Genomic DNA, 19,654 nt, shown 5'->3' with positions numbered 1-19,654 from the left:
GAAAACTCATTTTAAAATTCAAACTCATCTAGGACATCTTTTCCACTGGTGACCAGCTTTGCACCTTCTTGAATGAGGTGGTGACAGCCATCTGAACGTCCATCCAAGATCGAACCAGGAATAGCAAAGACATCTCGCCCTTCTTCCATAGCACGCTCGCAGGTGATCAGACTTCCAGATCGCATCCGCGCTTCCGCCACAATCACTGCTCTAGAAAGCCCAGCAATAATCCGATTGCGTTCTGGAAAATGATGTTTTTGAGGGCCTTGTCCAGGACCGTATTCTGTTAACACTAAATGACTCCCACTCATGTACTTCTGCAATTGTTTATTGGATCTAGGATAGAAGACATCTAAGCCAGTACCAATCACTCCAATTGTCTTTCCTCCATTTCGAATAGCGGCATAATGGGCTGCAGCATCAATTCCCTTGGCTAATCCGCTCACCACAATCAATTCATTATTTAACTCGTTAATGATTTTCTCGACGGATTGAATCCCGTTACGACTACAGGATCGACTTCCTACGACCGCAATCTTTGGCTGTTTAAGAAGATCAATATTGCCTGAGTAAAACAACAAAACAGGTGGGTTATGCATCCAGAGAAGCTCTTCAGGATATTCCGGATCCATAATGGAAATCGAATCAAACTCCTTAAACTCTTCTCTCAAGACCTTGTCATCAATCCGGATATACCGTTCCATAAATAGTGTTTGATTACGACAACCTGCAATTTTTGCCATTAATTCTAAAGAGGGCCACTCCCCATTCATTTCCCAGTAATTGACAATGTTAAAAACCTGTAGATTTGACAGGCCAGCAACCTTTAATTTATAAAGTTCATATTTCTTCATTCGTAAACCTCTTTTTCTACTATCTATTTATAATATTCGTAAAAGAAAACAAAAAAAGCTCTAAAAATAGAACTTTTTAATGATTTTCTAAGATGTTAAAATGACAAACTGCCCCCAAAAGATTACTTGAGTTGTGGTAACGAGCTGCTTGAATCTCTACTAAAGAAAATCGTTGCTCCCCACTTTCCTCCATCAGGCTTTTATACTGATGGTTAATCTCTTCTAAAAGAAGGGGTTGACTACTAATTCCCCCACCAATCGTCACTTTTTCAAGCCGAACCAAAGACTGAAGGTTATAGATTAGGATCGCAATTTCTCGACAATAAGAAGCAAATAAGTCTTGCAATTCCTCATGATAACCAGCTTCAAGGACTTCAAAAACTTGAACTCCATCTTCTTCAGGCAATTCTAGGAGTCGACTAGCATTAGCCACAAAATTGACTGCAGAGCCTAAATTTTGAACCAAACTGGAAATCCCATGTCGCAAAATCTCGGTCTGATATTGCTTTTGTTCAGGAGTCACTTGCTTCTCCCCTAAGCTTGGCCAACGAAGATAATCCTTGAGATTCCAGGTGGAAATTAAGGAACCGTTGGAAGTCAAGGCTAAGCCTACCCCAGTTCCTAACACAAAGGTTGCGCCACAATCACAATCCTGGAGGTTTCCAATTCGTGCTTCTGCCAAGCCTGCAGCATCCCCATCGTTGAGGACGGTCACAGGGACTTGAAAAGTCTTATTTAAACGAGAAGCTAAAGGAATATTCCTTAAATAAGGAACGAGGCCACCTTTAAAGACAAATCCCAGTCGACTATTGATTTCACCCGGACAAGAGATGGCGATCCCAGTGATTCGATTCTGGAACAAGCAAATCACGCGCTCAAGAGCTTCCCAGAATTCCTCAATAGTAGCTGGTGTCGGAACTTTAGAGGAATCATTCACCTGATAGGCTTCATCCACTAAGGCATATTTAATAAAGGTTCCTCCAATATCAAAGGCTAATAGCATTTCCTTCCCTCCTAGTCAAGATCCGTCATGGACTTAATGGGTTCGAAGCTTCGACGATGGATAGGCGTGACCCCATGTCTTTCCAAGCCCTCAAGATGATTGCTTGTCCCATACCCCGCATTCTGAGTAAAATCATAACCTGGATACTTTTGGTCATAGGCTGCCATCATCTGATCTCGTGTCACCTTCGCCACAATAGAAGCAGCTGCGATAGACAGAGAATTAGCATCTCCTTTGATGATGGATGTCTGAGAAATAGGGAGGTCCAATTTCATAGCATCAATCAAGAGGTGTTGAGGTTGAGGGTCCAATTCTTGAATAGCCTCAAGCATGGCTAATTTGGTTGCTTCATAAATATTAACCTGATCAATGACCCGATTATCTTTTATCCCAATCCCGACAGAGAGAGCCTGATCTAAAACCGCTTGGTAAATAGCATGGTGCTTCGATTTTGGAATTCTCTTACTATCGTTTAAACCTGGAATCTTACAATTTTCAGGCAGAATGACGGCTGCTGCGACGACAGGGCCAGCCAAAGGGCCTCGCCCTACTTCATCAACACCTGCAATAAGATGAATCCCTTGAGCATAAAGTTCTTTCTCATAGGCTAGCATTTTTTCCAAACGCAAATCTTCGTCTACTTGTTTTTGGAGTTCGCGTTTTCGTTTGCTGATAGCCGCTTGAACGCCCGCTCGACCATCAAGGATCAACTCTTCAAATAAGGGATGATCTAGCCTATCAATCGTTGACAAACACTCTTTGATTTCTTTAATCGTTGGCATCTACTTCACCTACACGATCAAGGGTATAGCGACCCAAACGACCATCACGTACATCCTTGACAAACAAACTGTAGAAGCGATCATAATCATCTCGGAAACCTAAGCGTTGAGTCATCTCCATAATGATTTCAGGCGCTTCCTGATCTAATTTCATTTGCTTATAGCGTTCTTGTAACTCTTTAGGGTAGTGCTCTTTAAAATAGTTGAGGCCAAAAATGGTCACTTCATCCATTGGAAGCAACTGGTCCTTAATTGCTCCTGTTAAGGCGAGCTTCAAGGCCACTTCTTCATCTTCAAATTTTGGCCAAAGAATCCCTGGGGTATCCAAGATTTCGAGGTCCTTATTGGTTTTCAACCACTGTTGCCCCTTGGTCACCCCTGGTTTATTTCCAACAACAGCAATCTTTTTCCCTGCTAAGCGGTTCATCAGCGTTGATTTACCAGCATTGGGAATCCCGATAATCATGGTCCGAAGGGTTTCAATTTGAATCCCTCGTTCCTTCTGACGGGCAATTTTATCGGCCATCAAAGACTTAGCAGCATCTGTAACCTTTTTAACCGTAGATTGCTCTTTAGAGTTAATAGCCAAAGTTTTGATCCCTTGTGACTCAAAATACTCCTGCCATTCTTTTGTAGCGACAGGATCTGCCAAGTCTACCTTGTTCAGAATCATCAGCTTAGGCTTATCACCAACAATTTTTGTTAACATAGGATTTTGACTTGATAGAGGCAAACGAGCGTCCACCAAAATTGTCACGAAATCCACAAATTTAATATTTTCTTGTACTTGTCTTCTAGCTTTGGACATATGTCCAGGAAACCATTGAATAATCGCCATGAAATGAAATCCTTTCAACATTCAATCTTATCTATTATACCATGAAATACAGTATTTTCTTTTAAAACTGCTCCCCATTTTTTCTTAAAAAAACGAAGCTACACCCGTAACTTCGTTTCTTATTTTAGCGAATTTGCTCAAAGTGCAAGTGAACAGCGATGTGGTCTCCATAGCCACTTCGTTCCAAATCGCGTTGCAAACGATAAGAAATATAGTGTTCAGCAATGGTAATATAACCAGCACCAAGTAAACGGTGCTCAACCATTGATTGGATCATGCTGATTGTGGCACGTTCCACTTTCGCTTCTTCCAAATCCATCACAACTTTTTTAGTCACTTGCGCCAAGTTTTGGCGAAGATCATCGGTCAAGACATAGACTGTTTGTGCTGCCTTCAAAACAGCTTGATAGATTTTATCTGGATCAAATTCTACAACTTCACCACTACGTTTAATGACTTCCATCTTATTCTCCTTGATCATCAATATACTTCTATTATCTAAATAAATAGGGGATTTGTCAAGAATCTAAAACGTCAATAATCCGGACGAAGAACTCCCGTAATGATTTCTTTGGTCGCGTGGTAATCCCCATCCACTACAACCTTGATAATGCGCTTCGCTTCCTCAGCAGGAGCTGGCACTAATGGCAAACGAGTTGGCCCTGCTTCAAAGCCCATATAGTTCAAGACTGCTTTAACTGGAGCTGGACTTGGATAAGAGAAGAGAGCATTGACTTTCGGGATAAATTGGCGCTGAATGGCCGCCGCTTTTTTAATATCATTATTTTCAATGGCTAGGAACATTTCGTGCATTTCATCCCCATTGGTATGAGATGCTACTGAAATCACCCCATCTGCCCCAAGGTTCATGGCATGGAAAGCATCTCCATCCTCTCCCGTATAAATGAGGAACTCCTCTGGCTTGTGCTCAATTAAATAAGCCATATTGGCAAGGGTTGTACACTCTTTTACCCCGATGATATTTGGATGTTCTGCCAAACGAAGCATGGTTTCTGGTGTCATTTCGACAACCACGCGCCCAGGAATGTTATAGATTATGATTGGCAAGTTAGAAGCGTCTGCAATAGCCTTAAAATGCTGGTACATACCTTCTTGAGAAGGTTTGTTGTAATAAGGGACAATCGCTAATCCGGCAGCAAAACCACCAAATTGGTCGACTTCTTTTACAAACTCAATCGAGTCGCGAGTTTCATTGGTCCCGACACCAGCAATCAAAGGAACCCGTCCGTTGACTACCTTTTGCACCGCTGCAAAAAGTTCTAATTCTTCATCGTGTGTTAGAGTTGGACTTTCAGCTGTGGTACCAGCTAAAAGAATCCCATCTGTGTGATGAGCCAAAAGATGTTCAATAAGCGGAGGAATAGCCTCAAAATTAATCGAACCATCTTCATGGAAGGGAGTGATAAAGGCAGTGATCATTCTACAATTTTTTAAATCTTGATAAGACATACATACTCCTTCTTGAGACAACCATAGGGAAGAGGGACAGCACCAAAAGTTGATAGCTGTCCCCTATTACAATTTATTTAGTTAATGAATCATTTCAACTCAAACTTCAACTCAGCTGTTGGGCGCACGAGTCCACGTTCATGAAGGGTTTCTGCAATTTGAACTGAGTTCCAAGCAGCTCCTTTAAGAAGGTTATCAGAAACCACCCACATATGAATCCCTTTTTCAGCATCCAAGTCTTTACGGATACGACCAACAAAGGTATCGCGAGAACCAACCGCATTGATAGCTTGTGGGTATACTTGATGAGCCACATCATCTTCCAACACTGCTCCTGGGAAGGCAGCAATAGCAGCTTTTACTTCTTCGATTGGTGCTACTTCTTTGGTCTCAATGTAAACTGACTCTGAGTGAGCTGACAAGACTGGAATACGTACACATGTTGCTGATACGGCAATGCTATCGTCTTCCATGATTTTCTTAGTTTCGTTCGTCATCTTCATTTCTTCATATGTGTAGTCATTATCAGTGAAGACGTCAATTTGAGGAAGGGCGTTAAAGGCGATTGGATAATGTTTCTTATCGCCACCTGAAGGTAAGATTTCCGCGTGCAAATCACGTGGATCCACTCCATCATTCAATACTTCACGCAATTCACGTTGGGTTTCAAGAATGGCTCCCATACCAGCACCAGAGACAGCTTGGTAAGTAGACACGATGATACGGTCCAAGCCCCATTTCTGACGAACAGGCTCAAGAGCTACCATCATTTGAATGGTTGAACAGTTAGGACAGGCGATGATTCCGTTATGGGCATCAAGCGCATGTGCATTTACTTCAGGAACAACCAATGGTACATCTGGATTTTGACGGAAGTAAGAAGTGTTATCTACTACGACCGCACCAGCTTTAACAGCATATGGTGCATATTTAGCTGAAGTTGATCCTCCAGCTGAGAAGAGAGCGATATCTACTCCTGCAAAAGCCTCTTCAGTTGTTTCTTCAATGGTCACGTCTTGCCCTTTGAATTGCAAGACCTTCCCTGCTGAACGCGCAGATGCAAGGTAGCGAATCTTATCAATTGGAAGACTTGATTCTTCCAGCATTTTGATCATTTGTGCACCAACGGCACCTGTAGCACCGACAACAGCAACTGTATATCCCATAATAAAACCTCTTTCGGAATTTTCTAAAAATTTGTGAATTTTATCTATTATACTATTTTTCCCTACAAATGAAAAGTGTATTTTACACTTATAAAAACAAAATAATCCCGATCTAAGACCGGGATAGTTTCTAGATATCGAATAGCTTTTATTGAAAATTAATGGATTTCATAATCCAAATCATTCAAATTCTTCTTGCCTTGAGTATCTTCCAATAAAAATGGCACCTGTTGCATCCCTTTGATACCCGCCACTAGTGAAGTTGGGAAGGTTACTATTGCTTGGTTGATTTGGCTAATATTACTATTAACAATACGTTTAGAAGCTGCCAAATCTTCATTTTCGTCTGCAATTTCTTTTTGCAAGGCCAAGAATTGGTTAGAAGATAAGAGATCTGGATAATTCTCACCTACTGCTCGGATTTGTGCCAAGACATCATTTTGATTGGCAATAACTTGGTTGGATTCTTGGATAGAGGCACCTTGACGAAGGGCTACTAATTCGGTAAAGACTTTCTCTTCATGTTTGGCGTAGGCCTTAGCTGCCTTCAACATTTCAGAAATGGTATCGTAGCGTTTGACAAGAATTATATCAACCGTTCTCTTTGCTTCTTCAATCATGACCTGATAACGATTCAAGCGATTGCTTTCACCGATAAACCACATAACAATGACAAGAGCAAAAACGACGATGGCAATAAATAATCCTAACATAGTTATTCTCCTTTAAATATATTGGTTAATTCATCAATGAGATCAATCTCCCTACAGAGTTTTTGATACTCTGCAGCAATCGAAAGACTTTCGATTGCATCTTTTCTATTCGGTGTTGGGAAAAGGTAGCGGTTAGTATATAAGGAAATATAGAGTGTATCTTGTACTAAATACACACACATAGCATTTTGAGAAATTTGCTGATCAAACCATTCTAGGATCTTGGGTTTTAAGAATTTTCGAGCAGCCAGTTCATCTGTACAATAGATATTGTAATTTTCATTGTTTCGGATATCTTCTGTTTCAATTTGAACTTCATTAGGTCCAGCACCCGGATAGGCACCTTTTAGTTCTCTTTTTAAAAACAAAGATTTCTTGGTTGGAACAACTCTCAAGTGCCCTGGAAATGAGATAGGAGCTTTTAAAGAAAAAATCTGACCAGCAAAATCTTCAACTTCTTCTCTGACCGTATGAGTTTCCCCACTTGAGTCTCTCTTTGTTCGCGTCTCAATATGATAAGCATAGAGATTGGCTACTACGAGATTCTTTTCATCATGGAAAGACAATTGATGAAAGAGATCAAACTTAGTCGATCTCGGACTAATGACCTGCAGGACATTCATTGGGTAGTCAGCTGTCAGAGTTAGCTCCGCTTGAGGAAAAACTTCTTTCAGGATGGGACAAAGAAAATCTGTAATATAAATCTCTTCATTGGATCGAACCTGATCTCCGAATAAGGCTTTTCGTTTTTTGTATGCCGGTAAATAATAAAACACCACTACAAGAAGAATGATAACAATCGCTGCTCGCCATCTAACAAGTTGGAAGGAGAGAAAAGCTAGAATACCACCAAGAATAGTGGCGTTTCTCCAATGAAGATTATTCTTCATTTGTTACTTCATAATGAGCAACTTAGCTTGATATTGTTCTAATTTTTCCAGTTCACTGATACGTTGAAACGTTTCTTGTGACCACTTGTTGTTTGAACTGTTTTGATCATACACTATAACCATCTCCTTTCAAACACAAATGAATCCATTTATTTACATCATTATATCACCGGTAGTCATAAGAGGCAAACAAATTTATGTATTTGCTTACTATGAATTTTTACAAAAAAAATCCCTTACCACATGGTAAGGGATTCGAGGCATCTTTCGATGAGAACAGCAGGTTCACACAACTGTTCAAGGTCCGCTCCTGCGTTACAATTAAATGTAGACCTCCTCAGCGCAAAAGGCTCCTAAGAGCCAATCGACTCATCGCATAAACTTAGTGTACCATGAACGGCCCAAAAAAGTCAAGAGGCTCGTTCTAGACTTCCTTTTAAATAACTTAAAAGAAATTGAGCAAAGCTAAGCTCCTTCTAATTTTTACATTAGGGGCTTCACAGGCCCTTCGATCGTCTTTTGCATCCAGACAATATCATGCCATTGATCAAATTTATAGCCAATTTTAGGAAAATGAGCAACTTTCACATAGCCACGTTTCTCATGGAGGGCGATACTAGCTGGATTTGGCAGGGCAATGCAAGCTAAGAAACGTAAATAACCACGCGCCTCCAACTCCGACTCTAATGCCTCATACAATCGAGAACCCAGACCTTGCCCACGACGATCTTGATCCACATAGACGGATACTTCCACCGCCCAATCATATGCTGATCGATCATAATAGCTTGAGGCATAGGCATAAGCAAGGACTTGACCGTCTACTTCTGCTACTAAATAGGGAAAACGTTGAAGGATCTTTTCGATACGCCCTTCAAATTCCTCAATGGTCGGAACCTGGTATTCAAAAGTGATGGCTGTTTTCTCAACATAGGGAGCATAAATCCTGACAAGTTCAGGAGCATCTTCAAGGGTGACTGGTCGTATCTTCAGCATGGTCTTCTCGCTTTCTATTTCTCTATTATACCCCAAAAGCACAAAAATAGAGGTTGTCCGCCAACCTCTATATATTTTATTAGAACAATCCTAAAGCAGTCCCATCTTCTGCTACATCCATGTTCAAAGCAGCAGGACGTTTTGGTAATCCAGGCATAGTCATCACTTCACCTATCAAAGCAACAATGAAGCCTGCACCAGTCTTAGGTACCAATTCGCGAATGGTAATGTCAAAACCAGACGGCGCCCCGAGGAGACTTGGATCATCTGAGAAACTATATTGGGTCTTAGCCATACAAACTGGCAACTTGTCCCAGCCATTTTTCACGATTTGAGCAATCTGAGTTTTGGCTTTCTTCTCAAAGACAACATTGTCGGCCCGGTAAATTTCTTGGGCAATCTTAGTGATCTTTTCTTCAACAGAAAGGTCATTATCATAAAGACGAGTGTAGTTGGCTGGACTTGTTTCAAGTGTCTCCACTACTGTTTCTGCTAGGGCCAATCCTCCATCAGCACCATCAGCCCAAACGCTCGCCAATTCAACAGGAACTTGAATAGAAGCACAGAGTTCTTTCAGAGCTGCAATTTCAGCTTCTGTATCTGTGACAAATTCATTAATAGCCACTACTACAGGAACTCCAAATTTACGCATATTTTCTACGTGGCGCTCCAAGTTCGCAAAACCTGAACGAACAGCTTCTACATTTTCTTCAGAAAGAGCATCTTTGGCAACTCCACCATTCATCTTCAAAGCACGAATCGTTGCGACAATCACCACTGCAGATGGGCTAACAGGAAGATTTGGTGTTTTGATATCCAAGAATTTTTCAGCTCCCAAATCCGCGCCAAAACCTGCTTCTGTCACTACGTAATCGGCTAAACGAAGAGCGGTTGAGGTAGCTAAAACAGAATTACATCCATGGGCAATATTAGCAAAAGGTCCACCATGAACAAAGGCTGGCGTTCCATAGATGGTTTGGACCAAGTTTGGCTTGATCGCATCTTTCAGAATCAAGGCAAGCGCCCCTTCTACTTCTAAATCGCGGACATAAACTGGACTACGATCATAACGGTAACCAATCACAATATTGGCCAAACGACGTTTCAAGTCTTCAATATCTGTCGCCAAGCAAAGGATGGCCATAATCTCAGAAGCAACGGTGATATCAAATCCGTCTTCACGAGGAATCCCATTGAGCGGTCCACCAAGACCGACCGATACGTGACGCAAAGCACGGTCATTCAAGTCCACTACCCGTTTCCAGATAATCCGACGTTGGTCAATGCCTAGCTCATTTCCTTGATGCAAATGATTGTCGATCAAAGCTGAAAGTGCATTATTTGCTGTTGTAATGGCATGCATGTCACCCGTGAAATGAAGGTTGATGTCTTCCATTGGTAGAACTTGTGCATAACCTCCACCTGCTGCTCCCCCTTTAATCCCCATAACAGGACCTAAAGAAGGTTCGCGAATGGCAATCATGGTTTGTTTGCCAATTTTATTTAAAGCATCTGCTAAACCAATGGTGATGGTAGACTTTCCTTCCCCTGCTGGAGTCGGGTTAATGGCGGTTACCAAGATGAGCTTTCCTGGTTCTTCCTTCTGAACGGCTTGGATCTTGTCAAAGGTTAATTTTGCCTTGTACTTTCCATAGAGTTCTAGGTCATCGAAGTGAATACCCAATTTCTCTACCACATCTGTGATTGGTTTCAATTCAATACTTTGTGCAATCTCGATATCTGTCTTCATCTGAATCTCCTCACTATTTAATAATCCTATTATACAGAAATTTCACAAGGATATATATTTTAAATCTCAAACTTTTCTCATTCGTTCGGTTTTTGCTTAGTAACTCTGCTTTTTCAGCCTTTATTCCAATTTCTTATACCCCTCTATATGAAATAACTATGAGTCCCTTCGTCGTCTACTCTACCGCCTTTGTATCCCCTTGACCAACAATCGCAAGAGCCGTGTTCTTGGCTTTACTAAAATATAAAATTCTTGTAAAATAAGCCTATGAATATTTTGATTACTTCCGGTGGGACGAGTGAAAAGATTGATCAGGTTCGTTCGATTACCAACCATTCCACTGGTCAACTTGGAAAAATCATTTCCAAACGTTTTTTAGAGGCAGGTTTTTCTGTGACTCTGGTGACAACTCCAACTGCGGTTCAGCCTAAAGAACATCCTCATTTAAGAAAGATATTTATCAAAGATGTCGCTGAACTTCAAACAGTCCTTGAAAAAGAAACTCCAACTCACCAGGTGCTCATCCATGCTATGGCTGTCTCTGACTACAGCCCTGTCTATATGTCAGGTTTCCAGGCTGTCAAAGAAGCTAGCAATTTAGAGCATTTTCTTCATCAAACCAACCAGGAATCGAAAATTTCTTCAGAGGAAGATTACCAAGTTCTCTTTTTAAAGAAAAATCCTAAGTTGATTTCCTTAGTAAAAACATGGAATCCAGACATTCGCTTGATCGGCTTTAAACTGCTGGTTGGTGTAGCACAGGATCAACTCCTAGCCGTTGCTCGTGCAAGTCTCGAAAAAAATCAGGCAGAAATGATTGTTGCCAATGACTTAAGCGAAATTCAAGACGGAAAACATCGAGCTTACTTAGTTACGAAAGATGCTACTCAAATAGCCGAAACGAAATTGGATATTGCTCAAAAAATTTATCATCACATTAGGAACAAAGGATAAAACCTATGGCGAATATACTACTGGCTGTAACTGGGAGCATTTCTGCCTACAAGGCAGCAGACCTCACCAGTCAATTGACCAAGCTCGGTCACCAGGTAAAGATTCTTATGACTCCTGCAGCTACAGCTTTTATTACCCCTCTAACACTTCAGGTCCTCTCCAAACAAGCTGTCCTGGTAGAGGTCATGACAGAAGACGATCCAAAACAAATCCAACATATTGACTTGGGGAAAGAGGCTGATCTTTTTCTAGTCGCTCCTGCAAGTGCCAATACCATTGCAAAACTTGCCATAGGGCTAGCGGATAATATGGTGACGAGCACAGCTCTAGCCTTGCCTCAAGGAACTAAAAAAATCCTAGCCCCCGCTATGAATACGAAAATGCTGGAACACCCAGCTACCCAACGAAATCTAAAACTTTTACAAGACTACGGCTATCAGATTATTCAACCTCGCCATGCTACTCTGGCTTGTGGCGATCAAGGGTCTGGAGCTTTAGCTTCTATCGAAACCATTCTAACTACTATACAGGAGTCACTTTCATGAAAAAATCTTCATCCATTTCACGCATTGCTATATTTTTCGCGGTAATGATTACCATCCATTTTACAACTTCCTTCATCTTACATTTTGTACCATCAGGTATTCAGCCAACCTTGGTTCATATTCCTGTTGTGATCGCGTCTATCATTTACTGGCCACGAATCGGAGCTACCTTAGGATTGCTTATGGGACTATTTAGTTTAACGATGAATACCCTTGTTTTAACACCTGCAAGCCACCTCTTTAGTCCCTTTGTACCAAACGGAAACTTCTATTCCCTCCTTATTGCAATAGTTCCACGTATCTTGATCGGAATAACACCTTACTATATCTATCAATTAATGCGCAATCGTACCGGGTTAATAACAGCCGGCATTGTCGGATCCATGACCAATACCGTTTTTGTTTTAAGTGGGATTTACTTCTTTTTTGGTAGTCAATTCAAAGGTGGAATCAACGATTTTCTAGCCTTGATTGTGTCTACAAACTCACTTATCGAAGTTATTGCAACGGTTCTGATCACTAGTGCCGTTGTCCCAGCCCTTGAAAAAATAAAATAAACAGTTGAGTAGGGCTATAAAAGCTGATGAAATCAGCGTAGTAGAGCCCACTCGAAAACTGCGTCTTGCTCGACAATCCAAAGACAATTGAGAGGCTAGGACTTTTGTCCCAGCCTCTTTTTTTCTATCCAAAATTCCCCCTTTATTTTTGAAAAGATTTACAATTATCGCTAGAATTTTCTGAAAAAATTTGCTATAATGTAAGCGATTAATTTATAGAAATAAGGAGTTGCACTATGACTTATCAAGAAAACTTCCAAAAATGGGCTGATTTCGCGGACCTACCAGATTACCTTCGTCGTGATTTGGAAAGCATGGATGAAAAAACGAAGGAAGATGCCTTCTACACAAACCTTGAATTCGGTACTGCTGGTATGCGCGGATTGATTGGTGCTGGGACTAACCGCATTAATATCTACGTTGTTCGTCAAGCAACTGAAGGTTTGGCGCGTTTGATCGAATCTAAAGGTGGAAATGAAAAAGAACGTGGTGTAGCCATCGCCTACGATAGCCGTCACTTCTCTCCAGAATTTGCCTTTGAATCAGCAGCCGTTCTTGCAAAACACGGTATTAAATCCTATGTCTTTGAAAGTCTCCGTCCAACTCCAGAACTTTCATTTGCTGTTCGTCACCTAAACTGTTTCGCAGGGATCATGATTACTGCTAGCCACAACCCTGCTCCGTTTAACGGATACAAGGTTTACGGTGAAGATGGTGGTCAAATGCCTCCACACGACGCGGACGCTTTGACAACCTACATCCGTGCCATCGACAATCCATTCGCTGTAGAAGTTGCGGATGTTGAAGCTGAAAAAGCATCTGGTTTGATTGAAGTCATCGGTGAAGCTGTCGATACTGAATACCTCAAAGAAGTAAAAGACGTTAACATCAACCCAGCCTTGATTGAAGAGTTTGGCAAAGACATGAAGATTGTCTACACTCCTCTTCACGGTACTGGTGAAATGTTGGCTCGTCGTGCTCTTGCTCAAGCAGGATTTGACTCTGTTCAAGTCGTTGAAGCTCAAGCAACTCCAGACCCTGACTTCTCAACTGTAAAATCACCAAACCCAGAAAGCCAAGCAGCCTTTGCTCTTGCAGAAGAACTTGGTCGCCAAGTAGGAGCTGATGTTCTTGTGGCAACTGACCCTGACGCTGACCGTGTCGGTGTTGAAGTCCTTCAAAAAGACGGTAGCTACCTTAACCTTTCAGGTAACCAAATCGGTGCTATCATGGCTAAGTACATCTTGGAAGCTCACAAAAATGCTGGCACTCTTCCAGAAAATGCAGCCCTTTGCAAATCTATCGTATCAACTGACTTGGTAACGAAGATTGCTGAAAGCTACGGCGCAACTATGTTTAACGTCTTGACTGGTTTCAAATTCATCGCTGAAAAGATTCAAGAATTCGAAGAAAAACACAATCACACTTACATGATGGGATTTGAAGAAAGCTTCGGTTACTTGATTAAACCATTCGTACGTGATAAAGATGCGATTCAAGCTGTCCTTGTCGTTGCTGAGCTTGCTGCTTACTACCGCTCTCGTGGTTTGACACTTGCTGACGGTATCGAAGAAATCTACAAAGAGTACGGCTACTATGCTGAAAAGACAATCTCTGTTACACTTTCTGGTGTTGACGGTGCTGAGCAAATCAAAGCGATTATGGCGAAATTCCGTGAAAACGGGCCAAAAGAATTTAACTCAACAGAAGTTTCAATCACTGAAGACTTCAAAGCACAAACATCTACTGCTGCTGATGGCACTGTAACAACCTTGACAACTCCTCCAAGTGATGTATTGAAATACACACTTGCTGATGGTTCTTGGATTGCCGTTCGCCCTTCAGGTACAGAACCAAAAATTAAGTTCTACATTGCCGTTGTTGGTGAAAGCAACGAAGATTCTCAAGCTAAAATTGCTAACATCGAAGCTGAAATCAATGCCTTTGTAAAATAAGAAACCACAAAAGATGAGATCAACCAATCTCATCTTTTTTTCGTATCAAAATACAGCATTTTTTCGCCCTTTATGGCATACTAGATTTATAAGAAAGCGAGGTAATCTCATGGAACAATTTTTAGAAGATATTAAAGATCTTGAAGTAACCACTGTTGCGCGTGCGCAAGAAGCCATCGACCAAAAAGAAACAGCAACCTTCTTTATTGGACGCAAGACTTGCCCATATTGCCGAAAGTTCGCTGCTAAATTAGCAACTGTAGTAGCCGAAACTAAAGCTCATATCTACTTCATTAATAGTGAAGAACCAAGTCAACTGGATGCTTTGCAAGTCTTCCGCTCTACCTATGGCATTCCAACTGTTCCTGGATTTTTACATGTCGAAGCCGGTGAAGTTACCGTTCGCTGCGACTCATCCATGTCAGAAGAAGAAATCAAAGCATTCGCTCATCTATAAAAAAAATAGCTAGAGATTATTCTCTAGCTATTTTTCATTTTCTGTAAAAGTCGTCCAAATCTTCTGCTGGGGTTTGGCAAAAGGAAAGGCCGAAAATTCTTCCGGTTTTAACCAAATAGTTGATTCACTGGTTGCTTGTTCTCCTTCTTTTACCAATCCGTACCGAAGTTGAACCTGCCACTTGCGGTGCGAAAAGACATGCTGGACCATGGGATAAGTTCTCTCTTGCCAATCAATGACTAAGTCATAGTCCTGTTCAAAGGAGAGAATCTCTAGATTGCTCTCTGCTTGTTCCTTCTCATCCAGTAGAGACAATTGGCCCAGGTTCTCAGATAGACTATCCACTTCAATCAAGGGAAAATGCCAGAAGCCTGACAAGAGTCCCTCTCGCTCATTTTTTTCCAGCAGGTAGCGCTCTTGACTATCCTTTATAATAAAGGCTGTTAAATAAACGGGTACTGGTTTCTTCTTTGGAGCCTTGATGGGATAGCGATCCATGGTCCCATGCTGATAGGCCGCGCTAAACTCTTTTACAGGACTCTCTTCGGGCCGTGGATTGACTGGTGATTCAATATCTGAGCCCAGATCCATCAAAGCCTGATTGAAATCACCCGGACGCTCTGGATCGATCAAGACTTCCATCATGGCTTGAAAAATCTTACGATTAGTCGGAACTCCGATATCGTAGTCAACCTCAAACAAACGAGCTAAAACCCGCATGACATTGCCATCCACTGCTGGCTCTGGCAAGCCAAAAGCAATACTGGCAATGGCACCAGCTGTATAAGGTCCAATTCCCTTGAGTTTAGAGATAGCCTCATAGCTTGATGGGAAAACACCCCCATGGTCCTCCATGATTTGCTGGGCAGCTTTCTGCATGTTGCGGACCCTCGAGTAATAGCCCAAGCCCTCCCAAGCTTTTAAGAGCTTTTCTTCAGGGGCTTGAGCTAAATCCGCAATGGTCGGAAACCAATCCAAAAAACGCTCATAATAAGGAATAACCGTATCGACACGTGTCTGCTGGAGCATAATCTCTGAAATCCATATTTTATAAGGATCCTGCGTCCGTCTCCAGGGGAGATCCCGTTTATTGGCATCATACCAGGCTAATAACTTTTCTCGGAAAGAGGCAATTTTTTCCTCCTCCCACATGATAATCCCGTAATCTTTTAAATCCATCATATTCCTAGTATACCATAGAATGACTTCTACTTTAGAGATTCTGACTCTACCATAAAAAGGCCTAGGAAATCCCTAAGCCTTTCAATCATTCTTATTGTTCCACAGCTTGAGCTGCTGTGATCAAGGTCAATTTGTAAACGTCATCTGCATTACATCCGCGAGAAAGGTCGTTAACTGGTTTGTTCAACCCTTGCAAAACTGGTCCTACTGCAGCAAAGCCACCGAGACGTTCTGCCATCTTGTACCCAATGTTACCAGCCTCAATACCTGGGAAGATAAAGACATTAGCTTGTCCTGCCACCTTGCTTCCTGGAGCTTTCAATGCTGCTGTTTCTGGTACAAAGGCAGCGTCAAATTGCAATTCCCCATCAATTTCAAGGTCTGGACGAAGTTCATGAGCGATTTTTGTTGCTTCCACAACTTTATCAACACTTTCACCGAAACCAGAACCTTTGGTTGAATAGCTCAACATGGCGATTTTCGGATCGATGCCAAACATCTTGGCTGTGATAGCAGAGTTGATGGCAATTTCAGCCAAACCTTCAGCATCTGGATTGATGTTAATCGCACAGTCTCCAAACAAGTAACGTTCAGAACCACGAACCATGAGGAAGGCACCTGAAGTGCGTTTGACATTTGGACGAGTTTTGATAATTTGAAGGGCTGGACGAACAGTTGCAGCTGTTGAGTGAATCGCACCTGAAACCATACCATCAACGATTCCCAGATGTACCAACATAACACCAAAGTAGTTGACATCGTCTTGCAAAATTTGACGTGCTTCTTCTTCTGTCATTTTACCCTTCCGACGTTCTACCAAGGAAGCTACCATCTCATCAAAGCCTGCGTAAGAATGCGGGTCGATAACTTCGTATCCTTCCAAAACTCCTTCAATTTCAAGGTAAATACGAATCTTATCTGGATTACCAAGCAAGACAGGTGTAACGTCTGTTTCTTTTACAATCCGTTTTGCTGCTTGCAGAATACGAGGCTCTTCCCCTTCTGGTAACACAATACGAGCATTCTTACCAACGAGGTTGGTTTTGAGGCTTTCAAAAACTTCCATGAGTTTCTCCTTTGAAAAAAATTAAATATTTGATAACTGTTTTAAGACTCGGCTAAAATCATCTGGCAGAGAGCTTTCAATTCGGAGCTCCTCTTCCAAAAAAGGATGATAAAAAGCCAAGGAATGGCAATGCAAGGCTTGTCGAAGAATCCCATCTTCTAACGAACCTCCATAGAGATCATCTCCCAAAAGTGGAAAACCAATATGAGAAAAATGAACGCGAATCTGATGGGTCCGGCCTGTATGCAACTGGATATCCACCAGATGAATATCACCAAAAGACTGGACAACTTGGTAGCTGGTATGAGCATACTTGCCACCTTTTGCTACCTTTCGGGTAATAATGGAGTCTTCATCACGCGCAATGGGGGCTATGATATCCCCCTTGCTTTCCAACTTACCCTTGCCCTTTACCAATGCAAAGTAACGTTTTTGAATCGTCTTAGCCTGAAGTTGCTTATCCAAGCGAGCATGGGCATAGCCATGTTTGGCAAAAAGCATGATCCCACTGGTATCCTTGTCTAAACGGGTGACAATATGAACGAGCTGATTTTCATACTGATTGCGAACATAGTAACCCTTGACAAAGTTCGCAATGGTGTTGGAATGAAGGGAGCTAGGAATGGATGCCACTCCTGCTGGTTTGTTGATAACCAAGAAATGATCGTCTTCGTACAAGATTTCCAAATCACGATCAATGGCCTCCAAAGCTTCATAACCTTCCTCAGAGGGAATATCAATCGTTACCTTATCTCCGATATCCAGAAGATAAATGGCATTTTGTTCAACGCCATTGACTAAAATCTGGCCTCCAGAAAACTTGATCTTGGCCAATAAGCCTTTTGAAACCTGATGTTTCTTCAGAAAGGTTTTAACCTTGACATGTTCATCTGCAATAAACTCGAACCTCATTCGTCAATATCTCCGATAAAGGCATCCTTGACCCGATTCCAGAAACTGGTATGGCTTGGGCTCGCTACGAAATTGATCTTGTGGTTATCAATCTGGTACTCGATATGGGCGATATTTCGATAGGAATAGGTTGAATTATCAACAGAGAGAATGTGAAAACCTGGCCGGCTAGGAGTGATTTCAATCTTATCTTTTTTGGGAACAATAATCGATGACCCCAAAGTTCGATAGACACGATTATTCAGACTAGCGATTTCAGCAATCTGAAGCGCTTCGATCGTCGGGTGAAGAACAGCTCCTCCCAAAGATTTGTTATAAGCTGTGCTACCTGTAGGGGTCGAAACCGTAATGCCATCCCCTCTGAATCGCTCAAAATGAACGCCATTGATGGTTAAATCAGCCACCATGGTTCGATCGCTGCGTTTGATTGTCGCTTCGTTAAGAGCTCGCATAATCTTCGTATCCCCATTATCAAAGGTCACTTTGACATTAAGGATTGGGTAAGATACCTTGGCACCTGTATCGAACTTGAGATTTTCTACCAACTTGTCAATCTCATCATCTAAATAGTCCGTATAAAATCCAAGATGACCCGTATGCACTCCAACAAAACGAACCCGATCTAATTGACTCTCGTACTTATGAAAAGCCGAGAGCAACATACCATCCCCACCGATAGAGATCACGATATCCGGATGCTTCTCAGTTAAGATAAAATTATTCTTTTTTAATTTATAACGAAGTTGTTGAAAAACCTCTTCGCTCTGGCGTTTTCGATTCCGAATAATCGAAACCTTTTTACCTGTAGTCCTCATCTGTATCATCACTATTTCCGACGCCATCGTTTAATTTACGATGCATTGGATCAAAAAGAGCTTGCGCCTCCTGAATGGCATCACGAATGGCACCCATTTCCTCATCGAGTTGATAAGCCAAATTCGCGGTGACTTCAAGACGCTTCTTAATCTCGTCCGGAAAATCTCCTTTATATTTGTAATTTAATGAGTGTTCAATGGTGGCCCAGAAATTCATAGACAAAGTACGAATCTGAATCTCTGCCAAAATCGTTTCATAGCCATTAATGGTATCTACTGGATACTCTACCACTACATGATAGCTTCGATACCCACTTGATTTCTTGTGACGAATATAGTCTCGTTCTTGAACCACGCGCATATCCTGACGCTTCCGCAAGACTTCTAGGACTTCGTCTACGTCATCTACAAATTGAACCATGATCCTCAGACCAGCAATATCTTGCATATCTTGAGCCAGGTTCTCTTCAGATATACTTCTGCGTTCCATCTTTTCGAGAATACTCTCAATCGGCTTCACACGACCGGTCACAAACTCGATTGGGGAATGCTTTTGTTGTTTGCGATACTGCTTTCTTATCCCACGAAGTTTAATCTTCAACTCCCCAACTGCTTGGATATAGGGATCTAAAAAATTTTCCCAATCAATCGCCATTGAATCACCTTGTCATCTCAAAGTTTTTTGTATAAAATAAACACATCTATTATTATATCATAAAGAGCTTGCAAACGAAAGAAAAGGACGTAGC

General features: G+C 41.7%; 21 protein-coding genes. 5 read left to right on the top strand and 16 right to left on the bottom strand.

The genetic code is table 11. The features are described from left to right. Positions 1–11 precede the first annotated feature (11 nt). From dprA to ADH27_RS04255, 11 genes are all read right to left on the bottom strand, one after another. Complete coding sequence (gene dprA, locus ADH27_RS04305) at positions 12–854, bottom strand: DNA-processing protein DprA (RefSeq protein ID WP_048715968.1); 843 nt, start codon at positions 852–854, stop codon at positions 12–14. 76 nt (positions 855–930) lie between these two features. Continuing rightward, positions 931–1,857, bottom strand: a complete 927-nt coding sequence (locus tag ADH27_RS04300) for an ROK family protein (RefSeq protein ID WP_048715966.1) — start codon at positions 1,855–1,857, stop codon at positions 931–933. A gap of 11 nt (positions 1,858–1,868) precedes the next feature. After that, positions 1,869–2,639 carry a ribonuclease HII gene (locus ADH27_RS04295; protein WP_048715964.1) on the bottom strand — a complete coding sequence of 257 codons (771 nt, stop codon included), beginning with the start codon at positions 2,637–2,639 and terminating at the stop codon, positions 1,869–1,871. Continuing rightward, entirely contained in the window at positions 2,626–3,477 is an 852-nt protein-coding gene (ylqF, locus tag ADH27_RS04290; protein WP_048715962.1) for a ribosome biogenesis GTPase YlqF, read from the bottom strand. Before ylqF ends, ADH27_RS04295 begins: the two co-directional genes overlap by 14 nt. A gap of 124 nt (positions 3,478–3,601) precedes the next feature. Then, positions 3,602–3,940: an ATP cone domain-containing protein gene (locus ADH27_RS04285; protein ID WP_006597242.1), complete on the bottom strand. Its 339-nt coding sequence runs from the start codon at positions 3,938–3,940 to the stop codon at positions 3,602–3,604. Between the two features lie 71 nt (positions 3,941–4,011). Then, a complete protein-coding gene (gene dapA, locus ADH27_RS04280; RefSeq protein ID WP_048715961.1) occupies positions 4,012–4,947 on the bottom strand; it encodes a 4-hydroxy-tetrahydrodipicolinate synthase in 936 nt (311 codons plus the stop codon). Positions 4,948–5,036: 89 nt separating this feature from the next. Further along, on the bottom strand, positions 5,037–6,113 hold the full coding sequence (locus ADH27_RS04275) for an aspartate-semialdehyde dehydrogenase (protein ID WP_048715959.1): 1,077 nt from the start codon (positions 6,111–6,113) through the stop codon (positions 5,037–5,039). A 158-nt stretch (positions 6,114–6,271) separates the two neighbouring features. Next, positions 6,272–6,826, bottom strand: coding sequence for a LemA family protein (locus ADH27_RS04270; RefSeq protein WP_048715957.1), 555 nt, complete (start codon positions 6,824–6,826; stop codon positions 6,272–6,274). Between the two features lie 2 nt (positions 6,827–6,828). Then, the gene (locus ADH27_RS04265) at positions 6,829–7,716 is read right to left on the bottom strand and encodes a DUF3137 domain-containing protein (RefSeq protein WP_229102040.1); all 888 of its coding nucleotides are present in this window, start codon (positions 7,714–7,716) and stop codon (positions 6,829–6,831) included. 483 nt (positions 7,717–8,199) lie between these two features. After that, the gene (locus ADH27_RS04260) at positions 8,200–8,712 is read right to left on the bottom strand and encodes a GNAT family N-acetyltransferase (protein WP_048715955.1); all 513 of its coding nucleotides are present in this window, start codon (positions 8,710–8,712) and stop codon (positions 8,200–8,202) included. Positions 8,713–8,791: 79 nt separating this feature from the next. Further along, positions 8,792–10,462 carry a formate--tetrahydrofolate ligase gene (locus ADH27_RS04255; protein WP_048715953.1) on the bottom strand — a complete coding sequence of 557 codons (1,671 nt, stop codon included), beginning with the start codon at positions 10,460–10,462 and terminating at the stop codon, positions 8,792–8,794. Positions 10,463–10,729: 267 nt separating this feature from the next. On the opposite strand from ADH27_RS04255, the gene ADH27_RS04250 reads away from it, so the two are divergent. From ADH27_RS04250 to ADH27_RS04230, 5 genes are all read left to right on the top strand, one after another. Beyond that, entirely contained in the window at positions 10,730–11,416 is a 687-nt protein-coding gene (locus ADH27_RS04250; RefSeq protein WP_048715952.1) for a phosphopantothenate--cysteine ligase, read from the top strand. A gap of 5 nt (positions 11,417–11,421) precedes the next feature. Continuing rightward, positions 11,422–11,961, top strand: a complete 540-nt coding sequence (coaC, locus tag ADH27_RS04245; RefSeq protein WP_048715950.1) for a phosphopantothenoylcysteine decarboxylase — start codon at positions 11,422–11,424, stop codon at positions 11,959–11,961. Continuing rightward, a complete protein-coding gene (locus tag ADH27_RS04240; RefSeq protein WP_048715949.1) occupies positions 11,958–12,518 on the top strand; it encodes an ECF transporter S component in 561 nt (186 codons plus the stop codon). Before coaC ends, ADH27_RS04240 begins: the two co-directional genes overlap by 4 nt. Before the next feature lie 236 nt (positions 12,519–12,754). Further along, positions 12,755–14,473 carry a phospho-sugar mutase gene (locus ADH27_RS04235; RefSeq protein ID WP_048715947.1) on the top strand — a complete coding sequence of 573 codons (1,719 nt, stop codon included), beginning with the start codon at positions 12,755–12,757 and terminating at the stop codon, positions 14,471–14,473. 109 nt (positions 14,474–14,582) lie between these two features. Then, positions 14,583–14,930, top strand: coding sequence for a thiol reductase thioredoxin (locus tag ADH27_RS04230; RefSeq protein WP_048715945.1), 348 nt, complete (start codon positions 14,583–14,585; stop codon positions 14,928–14,930). Positions 14,931–14,957: 27 nt separating this feature from the next. Here ADH27_RS04230 and mutY read toward each other — a convergent pair whose 3' ends face one another. From mutY to ADH27_RS04205, 5 genes are all read right to left on the bottom strand, one after another. Then, positions 14,958–16,112 carry an A/G-specific adenine glycosylase gene (gene mutY, locus ADH27_RS04225; RefSeq protein WP_048715943.1) on the bottom strand — a complete coding sequence of 385 codons (1,155 nt, stop codon included), beginning with the start codon at positions 16,110–16,112 and terminating at the stop codon, positions 14,958–14,960. A gap of 91 nt (positions 16,113–16,203) precedes the next feature. Beyond that, positions 16,204–17,178 (bottom strand): phosphate acetyltransferase, encoded by a 975-nt coding sequence (gene pta / locus ADH27_RS04220; protein ID WP_023023173.1) that lies wholly within the window; start codon positions 17,176–17,178, stop codon positions 16,204–16,206. 21 nt (positions 17,179–17,199) lie between these two features. Then, entirely contained in the window at positions 17,200–18,090 is an 891-nt protein-coding gene (locus tag ADH27_RS04215; RefSeq protein ID WP_048715941.1) for an RluA family pseudouridine synthase, read from the bottom strand. Continuing rightward, on the bottom strand, positions 18,087–18,905 hold the full coding sequence (locus ADH27_RS04210) for an NAD kinase (RefSeq protein ID WP_281281320.1): 819 nt from the start codon (positions 18,903–18,905) through the stop codon (positions 18,087–18,089). Before ADH27_RS04210 ends, ADH27_RS04215 begins: the two co-directional genes overlap by 4 nt. Then, positions 18,889–19,560 carry a GTP pyrophosphokinase gene (locus ADH27_RS04205; RefSeq protein ID WP_048690012.1) on the bottom strand — a complete coding sequence of 224 codons (672 nt, stop codon included), beginning with the start codon at positions 19,558–19,560 and terminating at the stop codon, positions 18,889–18,891. The genes ADH27_RS04210 and ADH27_RS04205 overlap by 17 nt, the downstream gene beginning before the upstream one ends. Positions 19,561–19,654: the final 94 nt, after the last annotated feature.

Source organism: Streptococcus sp. 343_SSPC, assembly GCF_001072385.1.
Lineage (GTDB): Bacteria > Bacillota > Bacilli > Lactobacillales > Streptococcaceae > Streptococcus.
This window is presented reverse-complemented; position numbering and strand designations above follow the sequence as displayed.

Coding starts and splice junctions, on each gene's coding strand:
- dprA (WP_048715968.1), bottom strand. CDS start 854: ATGAAGAAATATGAACTTTATAAATTAAAGGTTGCTGGCCTGTCAAAT.
- ADH27_RS04300 (WP_048715966.1), bottom strand. CDS start 1,857: ATGCTATTAGCCTTTGATATTGGAGGAACCTTTATTAAATATGCCTTA.
- ADH27_RS04295 (WP_048715964.1), bottom strand. CDS start 2,639: ATGCCAACGATTAAAGAAATCAAAGAGTGTTTGTCAACGATTGATAGG.
- ylqF (WP_048715962.1), bottom strand. CDS start 3,477: ATGGCGATTATTCAATGGTTTCCTGGACATATGTCCAAAGCTAGAAGA.
- ADH27_RS04285 (WP_006597242.1), bottom strand. CDS start 3,940: ATGGAAGTCATTAAACGTAGTGGTGAAGTTGTAGAATTTGATCCAGAT.
- dapA (WP_048715961.1), bottom strand. CDS start 4,947: ATGTCTTATCAAGATTTAAAAAATTGTAGAATGATCACTGCCTTTATC.
- ADH27_RS04275 (WP_048715959.1), bottom strand. CDS start 6,113: ATGGGATATACAGTTGCTGTTGTCGGTGCTACAGGTGCCGTTGGTGCA.
- ADH27_RS04270 (WP_048715957.1), bottom strand. CDS start 6,826: ATGTTAGGATTATTTATTGCCATCGTCGTTTTTGCTCTTGTCATTGTT.
- ADH27_RS04265 (WP_229102040.1), bottom strand. CDS start 7,716: ATGAAGAATAATCTTCATTGGAGAAACGCCACTATTCTTGGTGGTATT.
- ADH27_RS04260 (WP_048715955.1), bottom strand. CDS start 8,712: ATGCTGAAGATACGACCAGTCACCCTTGAAGATGCTCCTGAACTTGTC.
- ADH27_RS04255 (WP_048715953.1), bottom strand. CDS start 10,462: ATGAAGACAGATATCGAGATTGCACAAAGTATTGAATTGAAACCAATC.
- ADH27_RS04250 (WP_048715952.1), top strand. CDS start 10,730: ATGAATATTTTGATTACTTCCGGTGGGACGAGTGAAAAGATTGATCAG.
- coaC (WP_048715950.1), top strand. CDS start 11,422: ATGGCGAATATACTACTGGCTGTAACTGGGAGCATTTCTGCCTACAAG.
- ADH27_RS04240 (WP_048715949.1), top strand. CDS start 11,958: ATGAAAAAATCTTCATCCATTTCACGCATTGCTATATTTTTCGCGGTA.
- ADH27_RS04235 (WP_048715947.1), top strand. CDS start 12,755: ATGACTTATCAAGAAAACTTCCAAAAATGGGCTGATTTCGCGGACCTA.
- ADH27_RS04230 (WP_048715945.1), top strand. CDS start 14,583: ATGGAACAATTTTTAGAAGATATTAAAGATCTTGAAGTAACCACTGTT.
- mutY (WP_048715943.1), bottom strand. CDS start 16,112: ATGATGGATTTAAAAGATTACGGGATTATCATGTGGGAGGAGGAAAAA.
- pta (WP_023023173.1), bottom strand. CDS start 17,178: ATGGAAGTTTTTGAAAGCCTCAAAACCAACCTCGTTGGTAAGAATGCT.
- ADH27_RS04215 (WP_048715941.1), bottom strand. CDS start 18,090: ATGAGGTTCGAGTTTATTGCAGATGAACATGTCAAGGTTAAAACCTTT.
- ADH27_RS04210 (WP_281281320.1), bottom strand. CDS start 18,905: ATGAGGACTACAGGTAAAAAGGTTTCGATTATTCGGAATCGAAAACGC.
- ADH27_RS04205 (WP_048690012.1), bottom strand. CDS start 19,560: ATGGCGATTGATTGGGAAAATTTTTTAGATCCCTATATCCAAGCAGTT.